Source organism: Streptomyces sp. NPDC060198, assembly GCF_042728415.1.
In the GTDB taxonomy this organism is placed as follows: Bacteria; Actinomycetota; Actinomycetes; order Streptomycetales; family Streptomycetaceae; genus Streptomyces.
In genome coordinates this window covers 1-14,901 of the sequence record NZ_JBHWZJ010000174.1, presented here as the reverse complement: position 1 = coordinate 14,901, position 14,901 = coordinate 1, and the positions used below count along the sequence as shown (strand labels likewise).

Annotated in this window: 13 protein-coding genes; 5 read left to right on the top strand and 8 right to left on the bottom strand. The window is 73.4% G+C overall.

From position 1 onward, the window contains the following. Positions 1-137 precede the first annotated feature (137 nt). Together ACFWEP_RS20920 and ACFWEP_RS20915 are read left to right on the top strand one after the other, a co-directional pair. Positions 138-614: a PPOX class F420-dependent oxidoreductase gene (locus ACFWEP_RS20920; RefSeq protein ID WP_387371796.1), complete on the top strand. Its 477-nt coding sequence runs from the start codon at positions 138-140 to the stop codon at positions 612-614. A gap of 33 nt (positions 615-647) precedes the next feature. Then, the gene (locus ACFWEP_RS20915) at positions 648-1,595 is read left to right on the top strand and encodes an NAD(P)-dependent oxidoreductase (protein WP_387371798.1); all 948 of its coding nucleotides are present in this window, start codon (positions 648-650) and stop codon (positions 1,593-1,595) included. A gap of 22 nt (positions 1,596-1,617) precedes the next feature. Here ACFWEP_RS20915 and ACFWEP_RS20910 read toward each other — a convergent pair whose 3' ends face one another. The 3 genes from ACFWEP_RS20910 to ACFWEP_RS20900 form a co-directional block, all read right to left on the bottom strand. After that, positions 1,618-1,836 (bottom strand): hypothetical protein, encoded by a 219-nt coding sequence (locus ACFWEP_RS20910; protein WP_387371795.1) that lies wholly within the window; start codon positions 1,834-1,836, stop codon positions 1,618-1,620. 82 nt (positions 1,837-1,918) lie between these two features. After that, positions 1,919-2,710 (bottom strand): TetR/AcrR family transcriptional regulator, encoded by a 792-nt coding sequence (locus ACFWEP_RS20905; protein WP_387371793.1) that lies wholly within the window; start codon positions 2,708-2,710, stop codon positions 1,919-1,921. 77 nt (positions 2,711-2,787) lie between these two features. Then, a complete protein-coding gene (locus ACFWEP_RS20900; protein ID WP_387371792.1) occupies positions 2,788-4,344 on the bottom strand; it encodes an MFS transporter in 1,557 nt (518 codons plus the stop codon). A 376-nt stretch (positions 4,345-4,720) separates the two neighbouring features. Between ACFWEP_RS20900 and ACFWEP_RS20895 the strand changes: the two genes are divergently transcribed. After that, positions 4,721-5,887: a serine hydrolase domain-containing protein gene (locus ACFWEP_RS20895; RefSeq protein ID WP_387371791.1), complete on the top strand. Its 1,167-nt coding sequence runs from the start codon at positions 4,721-4,723 to the stop codon at positions 5,885-5,887. 112 nt (positions 5,888-5,999) lie between these two features. On the opposite strand, the gene ACFWEP_RS20890 is transcribed toward ACFWEP_RS20895, so the two are convergent. From ACFWEP_RS20890 to ACFWEP_RS20870, 5 genes are all read right to left on the bottom strand, one after another. After that, a complete protein-coding gene (locus tag ACFWEP_RS20890; protein WP_387371789.1) occupies positions 6,000-8,177 on the bottom strand; it encodes a glycosyltransferase family 39 protein in 2,178 nt (725 codons plus the stop codon). Continuing rightward, a complete protein-coding gene (locus ACFWEP_RS20885) occupies positions 8,174-9,634 on the bottom strand; it encodes a glycosyltransferase (RefSeq protein ID WP_387371797.1) in 1,461 nt (486 codons plus the stop codon). The genes ACFWEP_RS20890 and ACFWEP_RS20885 overlap by 4 nt, the downstream gene beginning before the upstream one ends. 87 nt (positions 9,635-9,721) lie before the next feature. Continuing rightward, the gene (locus ACFWEP_RS20880) at positions 9,722-11,368 is read right to left on the bottom strand and encodes an ATP-binding protein (protein ID WP_387371788.1); all 1,647 of its coding nucleotides are present in this window, start codon (positions 11,366-11,368) and stop codon (positions 9,722-9,724) included. Positions 11,369-11,373: 5 nt separating this feature from the next. Next, positions 11,374-12,132: a response regulator transcription factor gene (locus tag ACFWEP_RS20875; protein WP_387371787.1), complete on the bottom strand. Its 759-nt coding sequence runs from the start codon at positions 12,130-12,132 to the stop codon at positions 11,374-11,376. A 129-nt stretch (positions 12,133-12,261) separates the two neighbouring features. Then, entirely contained in the window at positions 12,262-13,197 is a 936-nt protein-coding gene (locus ACFWEP_RS20870) for a DUF2797 domain-containing protein (protein ID WP_387371786.1), read from the bottom strand. Positions 13,198-13,320: 123 nt separating this feature from the next. Between ACFWEP_RS20870 and sigJ the strand changes: the two genes are divergently transcribed. Both sigJ and ACFWEP_RS20860 read left to right on the top strand, forming a co-directional pair. Continuing rightward, positions 13,321-14,268 carry an RNA polymerase sigma factor SigJ gene (gene sigJ / locus ACFWEP_RS20865; RefSeq protein ID WP_387371785.1) on the top strand — a complete coding sequence of 316 codons (948 nt, stop codon included), beginning with the start codon at positions 13,321-13,323 and terminating at the stop codon, positions 14,266-14,268. Positions 14,269-14,382: 114 nt separating this feature from the next. Beyond that, positions 14,383-14,901 (top strand): FAD-dependent oxidoreductase (locus tag ACFWEP_RS20860; RefSeq protein ID WP_387371783.1); only part of this gene is annotated, 519 nt, incomplete at its 3' end.

Genomic DNA, 14,901 nt, shown 5'->3' with positions numbered 1-14,901 from the left:
GAGCGTACGCCTTCCGCGGCGGCCGGCCCGTCGTGCGTACCGGGACCGGTGGCCGGCCCCTCGTGCGTCCGCCGGACCGGTCCGAGGCCCGTCGTGCGTCCCGGGCAGGTGGTGCGGACACCGCCTAAGCTGGGCACATGGCTCCCCACATCGCGACCAACACCACCGCCGACCGTGACGAGTTGCTGGCGTTCGTGAGGCCCCGCCACCGCGCGCTGCTGATCACCGCGCGGTCCGACGGCCGCCCCCAGGCCTCCCCGCTGACCTGCGGGGTCGACGACTCGGGCCGGATCGTCGTCTCCACCTACCCGGAGCGCGCCAAGACCCGCAACGCCAAGCGGGACGACAAGGTCAGCGTGGTCGTCCTCTCCGACGACTGGAACGGCCCCTGGGTGCAGATCGACGGCACCGCCGAGGTCATCGACGCCCCGGACTCCGTCGAGCCGCTGGTGGAGTACTTCCGCAACATCTCCGGCGAGCACCCGGACTGGGACGGGTACCGGGCCGCCATGCTCAAGCAGGGCAAGTCGATCATCCGGATCACCCCGGAGCGCTGGGGCCCGATCGCCACCGGCGGTTTCCCCGCCCGGCTCGTCACCGGCACCGACGCCTGAGGACCTGCCCGAGTGCCTCCCACGACCGCCGCCCTGCCCACCACCGCGCTCCTCGACCGCGCCCGGCTGCTCACCGCCCCCGACGTCTCCCCGGCCGTACGCCGAGGCCTGGCGGAGATCACCGGCCGCCCCTGGGCCGCCTGCCCGGCGGACGGGGAGCCGGTCCTCGCCTCGGGTGAGCCGGTCGTCCACGTCGGGGCCTCTCGCCCGGCGGGCCGGCTGCTCTGGTTCCACAGCGTCAACGCCGGTACGGACGCGCTGCTCGCCCCCGGCCCCTGGCCCGACGGGGTGCTGCTGACCCGGACGGTCGGCAGGATGGGCGAGCGGATCGCGCAGTACGTCCTCGCCTGGGTGCTGGCCGAATGCCAGTCGGTACCCGAGTTCGCGGCACGGCACGCGCGCGAGGAGTGGCGGCGCGAGCCCTCCGAACTCGCCACCGGGCAGACGGTTCTGATCCACGGCACCGGCCGGATCGGCTCGGCGGTGGCGGTCCTGCTGCGGGCCTGCGGGCTCCGTACGGTCGGGGCGGCCCGTACCGTGCCCGGCGTCCCGCCGCCCGGCTTCGACCGGGTGGTGAGGGCCGGCGGGGACGCGGAGCGTCAGGCGCTCGGCGAGGCCCGCTGGGTCGTCGCGGCGCTGCCGCTCACCGCCGCGACCGGGAACTTCTTCGCCGCGGAGCGCTTCGGGCATCTGCGGGGCGCGTCGTTCGTCAACGTGGGACGCGGGGCGACGGTGGACCTGGCCGCGCTGGAGGCGGCGCTGCGGGCCGGCTCGGTACGGCGAGCGGTGCTGGACGTGCTGCCGTCCGAACCGGCAGCCCCCGGCGATCCGTGCTGGCGGCTGCCGCGCACGGTCGTCACCTCGCACTCGGCGGGCATCACGGCGGACGAGGACGTCGTCGCCGACTTCGCCGCCTGCTGGGCGCGGTTGCGCGCGGGTCTGCGGCCGGAACTGGCCGTGGACGTGGTCCGCGGCTACTGACCGGCCGCCCCCGCGAAGCTGTTCAGCAGGCCAGCATCTTCTGGACGGCCTGTCGGCTCACGCCCAGTTCGCGGGCGATGTCCGCCTGGGACACGCCCTGGCCGATGAGGCCCTGCATCAGATCCCGGCGCTCGACGGCGAACTCCCGGGCGAGGCGCGTGTGGTGGACGGCACGGTCCCGCGCTTCCCGGATGCGGTCGAAGGTCTGCTCGTGCGCGGAGGGTTCCCTGGTGTCTGCCACGACCCCAGAATGACAACCCCCCGTTGTCACGTCAACCCCTCGTTGTCGGCAGCGTGTTCGCGGCTCGCGCTCCGCCGTCCCCTCAACGGTCCCGCATCGCCTCGATGCCGGCGATCAGCAGGTCGAGCGCGAAGGTGAAGTCCCGCTCGCGCATCTCCTCGACCGTGTCGCCGCCGCGCGCGTCCATCAGGTCCTGCGAGACGTCGATGACGGGCTTGAGGCTCGGCTCGGAGCGGTACGCGGTCATCGCCTGCTGGAAGTACTCGTCCTGGCTGACCCCGGCGGCGGCCGAGCGGCGGCGGAGATCGCCCTCGATGGTGCCGAAGCCGTACACGAACTGGAAGACCGCCGAGAGCGCTCCGGTCCGCTGGTGCAGCGGGAGGCCGGTCGCCCGGATCACGTCCTGCACGGCCCGGGTGAAGAGCACCGAGTGCGGGCCGATGTTGAGGAAGCTCCCGGCGAGCGACGACGCCCACACATGGCGTACCAGCAACGCCCGGTACGCTCCGGCAAGTTCGCGCAGGCGCTCGGTCCAGACGGCATCCTCGGGAGGTGCCGCGATCTCGCCGTAGACGGAGTCGAGGGCCAGCTCCAGCAGGTCGTCCTTGGTGTCGACGTACCAGTAGAGGGACATGGCGGTGACGTCGAGTTCGGCGGCGAGGCGGCGCATGGAGAACCTCGCGAGGCCCTCCGCGTCGAGCAGCCGGACCGTCGCGGCAGTGATCCGGTCCCGGTCGAGGCCCGCAGGCGACCCTTCCGACCTGCGGGTACGCGAGGCCGGGCGCCCGACGAGCCACACACTGCTCCGCACGGCCGGCGGGACCGTCGCGGTTCTCGGTGCGGGCTCCTCCGCCCGCTCGGCCGCGGACACCATGGCGCACTCTCCTCGTGTACCCGGGGGACGGACCGGGCGGGGCTCCGTCACGGACGGCCCGGACGCCCGGTCCGATGCTATGCCGCCGAACCGGTCGGCTCCCCCGGGACGTCCGAGCCGTCCGCCGCCCCGGGCGCGCCACCCGCCCGTTCCGCCCTGCGCAGCAGCAGCGCCGCCACCATCCCGCCGGCCAGCACCGCCGCCGCGCCCACCAGTTGGCCTCGCTCCAGCCCGGACGCGAAGGCGTCCTCGACGGCGGCGCGCTCCGGTCCGTCCCCGGCCGCCGCCAGCGCGGCGGGCAGGGAGGCGGCACCGGTCGCGGCGAGGGGGAGCAGCGCGCCGAAGCGGGAGGTGAGGACCGCGCCGAGGACGGCGACACCGAGACCGTTGCCGAACTCGGCGAGCGTGCCGTTGACACCCGCGCCCACCCCCGCGCGCTCCGGCGGGATGGCCCCCATGATCGCGGCGGCCATGGCGGGGCCCGCGAGGGCGATCCCCGTGCCCGTCAGGACCAGGCCGAGCAGCATGCCGGCGTACCCGTGCGGGGCGAGCAGCGCCACGGCGGCGAGACCGGCGGCCAGCAGGGACATGCCGGCCGCGATCGTGGCGGGAGTGCCCATCCGGGGGACCAGCCGGGCGCCGAGCCCGGTCAGGTTGAGCGCGACCACGGTGAGCGCGAGCGGGGCGATGCGCAGCCCGGCCTCCAACGGCTCGTATCCGAGCACGAACTGGAGATGCTGGGTGAGCAGGAAGAGCGAGCCGCCCATCCCGAACGTGACCAGCACCGACCCCGTCACCGCGCCGGTGAACGACCTGTTCCGGAAGAACCGCATGTCGAGCATCGGCGCCGGAATGCATCGCTCCCACCGCGCGAACCCGGCCAGCACGGCGACCCCGGCGCCTGCGGGGAGCAGCACCCGGAGGGAGGTCCAGCCCTGCTCCGGGCCGGAGATGATCGCGTACACCACGGCACCCAGGCCGAGTGTGGAAAGCAACGCACCGATCAGGTCGGGCCGTTGGCCGTCCGGGTTCTTGGACTCCGGTACGAGGCGGGCCACCGCGACCAGGCCGAGCACGGCGACGGGGAGGTTGACGAGGAAGATCGAGCCCCACCAGAAGTGGCCGAGCAGCACGCCGCCGAGGAGCGGCCCCGCCGCGAACCCGAGGGAACTGACCGTGGCCCAGAGCCCGATCGCGCGGACCCGCTCGGTCTCGTCGAAGACTTGGACCACCACGGCGAGCGTGCTGGTCAGCAGAAGGGCGCCGCCGACCCCCATCCCCGCCCGGGCCGCGACGAGTTGGCCGGGACTCTGGGCGAAGGCGGCCACCAGTGAACCGGCTCCGAACACCGCGAGCCCGGCGAGCAGCATCCTCTTCCGGCCGTAGCGGTCCGACGCACTGCCCGCGGTGAGCAGCAGGCCCGACTGGACGAGCGAGTATGCGTTGATCATCCACTGCACCTGCGCGCCGGAGGCTCCCAACTCCTCGGTGAGGGAGGGGATCGCGACGTTGAGGACCGTGTTGTCGAGCAGCACGGTGAGCTGGGCGAGGCAGATCACGCCGAGGATCAGCCAGCGCCTGGGATGCCAGGGCGGTCCGAGGCCGGTCGAAGGGGTGGAGGTGTTCGCCGTCATGCGGTCTCCTGTGGGGCAGCCCTCCGGCGCGGCGACGCGCCACGGCCACGCCGTGCCGGGGACTGGCGGTACGGGACTGGCGGTACGGGACTGGCGGTACGGGACTGGCGGTACGGGACTGGCGGTACGGGACTGGCGGTACGGGACTGGCGGTGCAGGCGATACGGAACGCCTCGCGCGGTGCGGGGGAGGTGCGGGGCGCTCGTACGGGGCGAAGAACCGATCGCCATACACCGTAAGGGAGTTCTTCTACGGCGTACAAGCGAATGGCCCGCACTCATCCGAAAGGACGAACAGGCGCACGTGCCGGGTGGGGCGCCGACGCGGTCGGCGCGGGAGCCCCTCTTCCGGCGGGCGGACCGAGAAGGTGGGACCCATGACGACGGATTTGCGCGCATTCCTGGAGCCCTACGCCGAACGGGGCACCGTCCCCGGTGCCGTGGCGCTCGTGGCCCGTGGCGAACGGGTGGACGTGGCCGCGTCCGGCTTCGCGGACACCGGCGGCTCCGCGTCGATGGCCCGTGACACCATCTTCCGGATCGCCTCCCTCACCAAGCCGGTGACCGCCGCCGCCACGATGGTGCTGGTCGACGAGGGGCGCCTCGCCCTCGGCCAGCCGGTCGGGAACTGGCTGCCGGAGCTGTCCGCCCCCAAGGTCGTGAGGACGCCGGACGGCCCGGTCGACGACGTCGTACCGGCCAGGCGGCCGATCACCGTGTTCGACCTGCTCACCTTCCGCGCCGGGTACGGCTTCCCCTCCGACTTCGCGTTGCCGGCGGTCGCGCCGCTCTTCTCCGAGCTGGGACAGGGGCCGCCCCAGCCGCAGGCCGTCGCGGAACCGGACACCTGGATGCGGACCCTCTCCCGCATCCCGCTGCTGCGGCAGCCCGGCGAGGCATGGCTCTACAACACCTGCTCGGACATCCTCGGGGTGCTCGTCGCCCGGGTCTCGGGGCAGTCACTGCCAAAGTTCCTGGCGGAGCGGCTGTTCGGACCTCTGGGGATGAAGGACACCGGGTTCGCCGTCCCGACGACGGACCTCGGCCGGTTCACCGGCTACTACCGGGCGCACCAGGACGGCGGGTTCGACCTGGTGGACCCGGCGGACGGGCAGTGGAGCACTCTCCCCGCCTTCCCCTCGGGAGCGGGCGGCCTGGTCTCCACCGCGGACGACTGGTTCGCCTTCGCCCGGATGCTCCTCACGGGCGGGCTGGCCGGAGACCGGAAGCGGCTGCTGTCGGCCGGCTCGGTACGGCAGATGCTCACCGACCACCTCACTCCCGCCCAGCGGAAGGCGAGCGGCCTCTTCACGGAGGGGCAGGGCTGGGGATTCGGCGGGTCCGTCGACGTGGAGACCCTGGACCCGTGGAACGTACCCGGCCGGTACGGCTGGATCGGCGGTACCGGCACCGCCGGGCACATCGTCCCGTCCACCGGGGTGACCACCCTGCTGCTGACCCAGGTCGAGCTGGGCGGGCCGAAGCCGCCGGAGCTGATGCGGGACTTCTGGACGTACGCGGCACGGGCCGGGGCGGCCGGCTGAGGGGCGGACTCCTCGCGCCCCGAGCGGGCCGAGGCGGGCCCGGACAGTTACCGGGCCCGCCTGCCCGTGGGGACGGGTGGTCATGAGGTGGTGCCGTTGCCGTGGACCGACGTCAGCTCTTGGGCTGCGTCAGGTCGTAGAAGGTGGCGCTCCCGACGGTCACCTCCTCGTAGTTGGCCTCGACCCAGGACGAGATCTTCGAGGACGTGCCGCTGTCGCCGCCGCCCATGCCCATGCCGCCCCCGATGAAGTAGTGGATCTTCCCGGCGGAGACGTAGGCCTTGAACTGCGCCAGGGTCGGGGACGGGTCGCTCCCGTTGAAGCCGCCGACGGCCATCACCGGGTCCTCGGTGGCGAGCTGGTAACTGGCGGAGTTCTGCGAGCCGATGGCCGCGGCGACCCAGGTGTAGTCGTCGGCGTTCTTCTCCAAGAGCTTCTTCGCCGCGTCGGAGACCGTGGCGCCGTTGAGCAGGCCGCCCATGCCGCCGCCCCCGCCGCCGCCCCCGCCCATGCCGCCGGGCATCCCGCCGGGCATGGTGCCGCCGTTCTGTCCGCCGGTGCCCTGGCCGGGCATCTGCCCCGTCGTTCCGGTGGGGGGCGTGCCGTTCGGAGGCGTACCGCCGCCACCGCCGGGGCCCTGACCGGTCCGGCCGGCGGTCTGGCCGCCGTTGCCCTGGCCGGTCATGCCGCCCGGAGGCTGCATCCCGCCACCACCACCGGGACCGCCGCCCCCGCCCATCGAGCTGGCACCGGACGGTCCGGCCGTGACGATCGACCCCTCGTGTCCGGTGTCGAGGGTGCTGATCGTGTACGCGGCCGGGCCGGCCAGCGACGCGACGATCGCGACCGCCGCCACCACGAGCCCGAGCGGTCGGCCCAGCCGCCCCGCGAACACCAGCCACACGGCGCTGATCAGGCCGAAGAGCAGGACCGCCCAGCGCAGCCACGGCAGGTAGTCCGGGGTCCGGCCGAGGAGGACGAACGCCCAGACCGCGGTGGTGGCGACGGTGGCGCCGAGCACCGCGCTCGCCCACCACGCGGTCCGCTCCTCCCACAGCGCGCCCGCGCCGATGCCGACGAGCGCCGCGAGGTAGGGGGCGAGGGCCACCGTGTAGTACTGGTGGAAGATGCCCGCCATGAAGCTGAAGACCACCGCGGTCATCAGCAGCGAGCCGCCCCACGCGAGGAACGCGGCCCGGCGCGCGTCGGTGCGCGGCGCCTTGCGGGTGAGCCAGAGACCGGCCACGAGCAGGACCAGCCCGGCGGGCAGCAGCCAGCTGATCTGGCTGCCGATCTCGGAGTTGAACATGCGCCCGATGCCGGTCTCGCCCCAGCCGCCGCCCTGTCCGCCACCGCCGCCGACACTGCCGGTCTCGTCGCCGCTGATGCGGCCGAGTCCGTTGTAGCCGAAGGTCAGTTCCAGGAAGGAGTTGTTCTGCGAACCGCCGATGTACGGGCGGGAGGAGGCGGGCCACAGCTCTACGATCGCCACCCACCAGCCACCCGCGACGACCATCACGACCGCGGAGAGGGCGAGTTGACCGAACCGCTTCCGCACGGACACGGGCGCGACGACCGCGTACAGCACGGCCAGCGGCGGCAGGATCAGGAACGCCTGGAGGGTCTTCGCCAGGAAGGCGATCCCGACCGCGGTGCCCGCCCAGACCAGCCACGTGGTGCGGCCGTTCTCCACCGCGCGGAGCACGCAGTACGCGGTGACGGTCATCAGCAGCGCGAGGAGCGCGTCCGGGTTGTTGAAGCGGAACATCAGCGCGGCGACCGGGGTCAGCGCGAACGCGCCCACCGTGAGGAGACCCGCCGCCGCGCTGAAGCGGCGGCGTACGGCCGCGTACAGCACCCCGGCGGTGGCGACGCCCATCAGGACCTCGGGCAGCAGGATCGCCCAGGAGCCGAGGCCGAAGATCCGCACCGAGACCGCCATCGGCCAGAGCGCGGCCGGGGGCTTGTCGACCGTGATCGCGTTGGCCGCGTCCGAGGAGCCGAAGAAGAACGCCTTCCAGCTCTCGCTGCCTGCCTGGACGGCCGCCGAGTAGAAGGAGTTGGCGTACCCGGAGGCGCTGAGGTTCCAGACGTAGGCGAGCGCGACCACCAGCATCAGGCCGAGGAAGGCCGGACGCGCCCAGGACGGGTCCTCGGGCCTGCCGCGCCAGAGCCGGCCCGCCCGGCCGGTCCCGGCCCGGGGGGCCGCCCGGTGGGCGGCCTGCGGGGGAGCGGGCGGCGCCGGGGGCGGGGGTGCGGGGTACGCGTCGGGATGGAGGGAGGCGGTCATCGGGCGTTCCTCAGTTCGTCGTCGGCGTAGGGGGCGGTGCCGGGGGCCGTGATCGAAGCCGTACCAAAGGCTTCGGCCGGGGCGGACTTCGGGGCGGTGCCGAAGGCGTCGAAGGAGGCGGGCTCTCCGGCGGGGCGGACGGCGGCGGCAGCGTGGGCGTGGTGGCGGCCGTCCGTGGCGGGCCGCTCCCCGCGCCGCTCCGGGAAGACCCAGGCGCGCAGCAGCAGGAAGCGCAGCACGGTCGCCGCCAGGTTGGCCGCGATCAGCACGGCGACCTCCGTCCCGTGCGAGGTGGACGGGGCCGTGGTGGACAGCGCGGCGAGCGAACCGCTGGTGAGCGCGAGGCCGATGGCGAAGACCACGAGGCCCTGCGCCTGGTGGCGGACCGCGCCGCCCCGGCCGCGTACCCCGAAGGTGAGACGCCGGTTCGCCGCCGTGTTGGCGACGGCGGAGACCAGCAAGGCCCCGGCGTTGGCGAGTTGCGGGCCGACGCCGAGCCGGAAGAGGGAGTAGAGGGCGAGGTAGACGGCGGTCGAGAGGACCCCGACCACGCAGAACCCGACCAGCTGCCGGGCCAGCCCACGCGGTACGCCGGGCACCGTACGGTCCCGGGGGTCGTCGCCGAACGGCCTGGCCAGCCGGTCGAGCGGCAGCGCGCCGACCGCCAGCGCCCGCCCCACCCGCCAGACTCCCTTCAGGTCCTCGGTGGCGGTCTTCACGATGTGCACCGTGGAGTCGGGGTCGTCGATCCAGTCGACCGGCACCTCGTGGATGCGCAGCCCGGCCCGTTCGGCGAGCACCAGCATCTCCGTGTCGAAGAACCATCCGGTGTCCTCGACCATCGGCAGCAGCCGCTCGGCCACCTCGCGCCGGATCGCCTTGAACCCGCACTGGGCGTCGCTGAACCGGGCGGACAGCGAGGAGCGCAGGATCAGGTTGTAGGAACGCGACACGAACTCGCGCTTCGATCCGCGCACCACCCGCGCGCTGCGCGCCAGCCGGGACCCGATCGCCAGGTCGGAGTGGCCGGAGATCAGGGGCGCGACCAGCGGCAGCAGCGCGTTCAGGTCGGTCGAGAGGTCCACGTCCATGTAGGCGAGGACCGGTGCGCCGGAGTGCGACCACACCGTGCGCAGGGCGCGTCCGCGCCCCTTCTCCTCCAGCCGGTACGAGACCACCTCCGGCAGCAGCGCTTCGAGCCGGGACGCCACCTGCGGGGTGGTGTCGGTGCTCGCGTTGTCCGCGATCGTGACGCGGAAGCGGTAGGGGAAGGTCCGGGTCAGGTGCTCGTGCAGCCGCCGTACACAGGTTTCGAGGTCTTTCTCCTCGTTGTACACGGGCACGACCACGTCGAGTACGAGTGCGGGCGCTCCGTGCGCGTCCACCGTCCCGGCCGGAAGATGCTGCCGGGCCGGCAGGGCACTGGTGCCGGCGCTCCAGGGGTTGTCGGTTCGCATGGTCACGACATTCGCGGTCCGCGCTGTCACACCGTTGTGCTGAGGCTGTGGTCAGACTGTGAGTTCCGGTTCCACGGTGACGTACCCTCACATGCCGTTCACCGTAGGCGAGTTGCTATGAACAGCAGGTGTACGGACACCCTCCGCAACCGGCTCGGCACAGGCCGGGAGCCGGACGGAGAACACCGTGTCGCCCGGCACCGAGCGCACCGACACCTCCCCGCCGTGTGCGGCCGTCACCGCCTGCACGATGGCGAGCCCCAGCCCGGTGGAGCCCGCGTGGCGCGAGCGCGAGGCGTCCCCCCGCGCGAACCGCTCGAAGACGTGCGGCAGCAGCCCGGCCGGAATCCCCGGCCCGTCGTCCCGCACCTCCAGCGTCACCCAGGGAACCCCGGGCTCCGCGGCGCGCACGCACGCGGTGACGGTGGTGCCGGGAGGGGTGTGGCTGCGCGCGTTGCCCAGCAGGTTGACCAGCACCTGATGGATACGGGTCGCGTCGGCCCGTACCGTCGCGGGCGCGTCCGGGAGCTCCAGCCGCCAGAGGTGACCGCCCTCGGCCGACCGGGCGCGGTCCGCCGCGCGTGCGTCGCCGACCGCGTCCACCACGAGGGGCGAGAGGTCGGTGGGGCGGTGGTCGAGCGGCCGGCCCGCGTCGAGCCGGGCCAGCAGCAGCAGGTCTTCCACCATCCCGGTCATCCGCTCGGCCTCGGACTCGATGCGCCCCAGCGCGTGCCGGGTGTCGGCCCCGATGGACTCGCGCCCGCGCCGGGTGAGTTCGGCGTACCCGCGGATCGAGGCGAGCGGGGTGCGCAGTTCGTGACTGGCGTCCGCGACGAACTGCCGGACCCGCGTCTCGCTCTCCTGCCGGACGGCCAGGGCCGAACCGACGTGCCCCAGCATCCTGTTGAGCGCCGCGCCCACCTGACCGACCTCCGTCCGGGGATCGGCCTCCGCCTCGGGGACCCGCACGAGCGGGGCCACCTCCCCGCTGTGCAGCGGGAGTTCGGAGACACGGGTCGCGGTGGCGGCGATCCGGCGCAGCGGGCGCAGCGCGACCCCGACCATCGTGGCGCCGGCGATCGAGGCGGCGATGAGCCCCGCCCCGGTGACGCACACCTCCACCAGGATGAGAGCCGCGATGTCCCCGCTGACCTCCTCGCTCGGGATGCCGACGAGGAAGGTGACACCGCCCTTCGCGGAAGCGGACTCGACGCGGTAGGAGCCGAGTCCGGGCAGTTCGGCGTCGTGGGTGGCGGAGTCCGTGGTGGCCCCGGAGGACTCCAGCGCCTTGGACTGGGCGTCGGTCAGCGGCGTGGAGCTGGGCACCGAGTCCTCGCCCTGGTCGGCGAGCACCTTCGAGTCGAGGACCGTGCCGTCCTCGGCGACGACCGCGCCGACCGTACCGATGGGCTGACCGCCGTTGCCGATGAAGGCCAGCGGGCTGCCGCCCGGGCCACCGCCGCCCGGACCCGGTTCACCGGCCCCCGGGCCCAGTCCTGCCCGGACCGCGATGGAGTCCAGCTGGGCGTCGAGCTTGCCGTACATGTAGCTGTGGAAGGCGATCGCGGTCACCGAGCCGATCACGGCGGCGACGACGGCGATGAGCGAGACGGCGGAGACCACGAGCCGGGTCCGCAGCGTCCAGGGCCGGCCGCCCTTGTGCCTGCTCCCGGCTCCGTCACGGCCGGCCGCCCCGCCCCGGGTGCCCGCCCGGTGACCGGTCCGCCTGCGCATCTCCGCTACTCGCCGGGCTTGATGAGATAGCCCGCGCCTCGGCGGGTGTGGATCATCGGCGTGCGGCCGGCGTCGATCTTCTTGCGCAGGTAGGAGATGTACAGCTCGACCACGTTGGCCTGGCCGCCGAAGTCGTAGTTCCACACCCGGTCCAGGATCTGCGCCTTGCTCAGCACCCGGCGGGGGTTGCGCATGAGGAAGCGCAGCAGCTCGAACTCCGTTGCGGTGAGGTGGATCGACGTCCCGCCCCGACTGACCTCGTGACTGTCCTCGTCGAGCAGCAGATCGCCGACGACGAGCGTGGACTCGCTGCGGGCGTTGGTGGACGCGCCGGCACGACGGATCAGCCCACGCAGCCGCGCCACGACCTCCTCCAGGCTGAACGGCTTGGTGACGTAGTCGTCGCCGCCCGCCGTGAGCCCCGCGATCCGGTCCTCCACCGCGTCCCGGGCGGTCAGGAAGAGCACCGGCACGTCGGCGTGGTCGCGGCGCAGCTTGCTGAGCACCGCCAGCCCGTCCATGTCCGGCAGCATCACGTCGAGCACCACCGCGTCGGGGCGGAAGTCCCGCGCGGTCCGCAGCGCACCGGCGCCGTCCCCGGCGCTGCGCACGTCCCACCCCTCGTACCGCAGGGCCATCGAGAGCAGCTCGGCGAGCGGCGGCTCGTCGTCCACGACCAGCACGCGGACGGGGTTGCCGGGGTTCTTGGTGGTGCGGTCGGCCCTGAGCGGTTCGGTACGCCCCTGGGGCGAGGTCGTCGTCATCCCCCCACCCTGTGAGACCGCTCTGAGAGAGAGCTTGCCCGTTTCTGTGAAAAGCCTGAGAAACAAGTCAGGCTCTGGTCATGAAAGGACCAAGGCCGATGGGAACCGGACCCGGCTGAAGGAGAAAAGTCAGAACAGCCCGTCCTGCACCGCACCGGGCCCCAGATCCTCGACGGGGACGGTCACCGCCGGCCCCCAGCCGCCGCTCCCGCCGCCGTCCGCCCCGCTCCCGGTCGGCGCTGCGGCGGCCCTGACGAGCTCCCAGCCGGTCATCAGCCGGGTGTCCAGCACCACCACCGCACCGTCGGCGCCGTCACCGCCACCGGTCGCCAGATGCAGATCCGGCCCGGCCGCCGCCACCAGCCGCCCGGCCACCCCGCCCCCTCCGACCAGCTCCCGTACCGCCCCGACGCCCGCGCCCAGTGCCGCGAGCCCGAAGATCTCCGCGTGGTCCACGGCCTCGTACGGCAGCCGCTCCAGCGACTCCGGCCAGCCCCGCCCTTCGAGCGCCGCCGCCCGCCCGTAGAGCTCCGCCACCTCGCCGCCGCGCTCCCGGGCGCCCGGCAGCACCCCGCGCACCGCGCGCTTGCGGGCGTACGGAACCCGGTCCGGCACCCCCAGCGCGGTACGCAGCACCTCCTCGGTCCGGCGCGCCGCCATCAGCGGCCCCCGGCCCAGCCAGCTGAAGACCACGGCCCCCTGCTCCCGCAGCCGCGCGGCGCCCCGCTCCTCGGCGGTGATCCCGACCTTGACCATCCCGGGCCCGAACCACGCGAGATAGACGCGGTAGGTGCGCGGGTCGTCCAGGGCGGTGTCCGCCGCCACCGAATGCTGCCGGTCCAGCCGCGCACACTCGGCGCACCTGGCCCCCGTGCTCCGCCCCGGCACGGAGGTCCCCAGCGGGCAGGCGTTCCCCCGCGCACCCACGCAGGTCCGCTCCCCGAGCGCCCGGAAGCCGAGCTCGCTCCCGTACGCGAGCACACTCCCCCGCCGGGCCCGGCCGTTCTCCCAGCCCAACTCCGGGACGTCCCCGGGCCACCGCAGTCCGGTGCACCGCCAACCCACGTCGAGAACCCCCCGGGACCGATGCCACCACGAACGACGAGGGATCAACCCTAAGGGGTTGGGGGGCGCTAGGACCCGGCTTCCCGGGTCGGCGGCGGTGTCGACGGGCTAGTATCCCGGGCCATGGCACTGACCATGGACGACGTGGACCGCTTCGAGGCTTCCCGACCGCGCCTGGAGGCCATCGCCTACCGCCTCCTCGGCTCCGCCGGCGACGCCGAGGACGCCGTGCAGGACACCTTCCTGCGCTGGCAGGGCGCCGACATCGGTCGCATCCAGGTCCCCGAGGCCTGGCTGACGAAGGTCCTCACCAACCTGTGCCTGAACCAGCTGACCTCGGCCCGCGCCCGGCGCGAGACGTACGTCGGCCAGTGGCTGCCCGAGCCGCTGCTCGCCGGAGACCCGATGCTCGGCCCCGCCGACACCGTCGAGCAGCGCGAGTCCGTCTCGTACGCGGTACTCGCCCTCATGGAACGCCTCTCCCCCAACGAGCGCGTGGTGTACGTGCTGCGGGAGGCCTTCGACTACCCGCACCGCAGGATCGCGGAGATCCTCGACATCACCGAGGCCGCCTGCCAGCAGATCTTCCACCGCGCCAAGAAGCACGTCGCGGAGGGCAGGTCCCGTGCCGAGATCGACGAGGTCGCCGCCCGGCGAATCGTCCGGGAGTTCCTCGCCGCCGCGACCAGTGGCCGTACCGAACCGCTCGTGGCGCTCCTCACCGGCGACGCGATCGCCGTCGGCGACGGTGGCGGCAAGGTCCCTGCCCGTGCCTCGGCTTTCGAGGGAGCCCTCGCCGTCGCGAAGTTCATGCGTGGTCTCTTCAAGCCCAGTCAGGCCAAGCGCAACCTCGCCGGCGGCTCCCCCGGGGTCTGGGCCTCGACCGCCAACAACAGGCCCGCCCTGGTGGTGGTCCTCGACGGCCGGGTCATCGGGGTCGTCTGCATGGAGATCACCGCCGAGGGCATCGCCGCGTTCCGCAGCCAGGTCAACCCGGACAAACTGGTCCGCGCGACCGAGCGGTGGGAGGCGGCCGGCGACCACGGCGAACCCCTGGTCCGCCCGTTCTGACCGCCCCCCGCCCCATGTGAGCCGCTTCACATCGCACCCCTGTCAGGAATCGTCGGCCCGTCCGGTTCAAGAGGCGAACCGCGCGGAACAGGACGCGAGACAGGGAGCAGGGAAATGAAGGCCCACACCGTCCAGAAGCACCGCATCATCGTCCTCGGAGCCGGATACACCGGTGCCGTCGCCGCCGGCCGCCTCGCCAAGCGGCTGCGCCCCGAGGACGTCGACATCATCCTCGTCAACGCCGAGTCCGACTTCGTCGAGCGGGTCAGGATGCACCAGCTGGCGGTCGGCCAGGAGCTCAGGCCCCGCCCCTTCACCGAGATGTTCGCGGGTACGGGCGTCGAGCTGCGGCTCGGCAGGGTCACCGCCGTCGACGCCGACCGCAGGACCGTCACCGTCTCGGCCCCGAACGCCGCCGAGACCGAGGACACCGCCGGGGCCGAGGAACTGACGTACGACACCCTCGTGTACGCCCTCGGCAGCGGCTGGAACACCCACGGCGTCCCCGGCACCGAGGAGCACGCCCATGACATCACCGGCCGCCCCGGCGCCCTCCGGCTCCGCGACCGCCTGGCGGCTCTCGGCGCCGGAGCGCCCGTGGTCGTCGTCGGTGGCGGCCTCACCGGCGTGGAG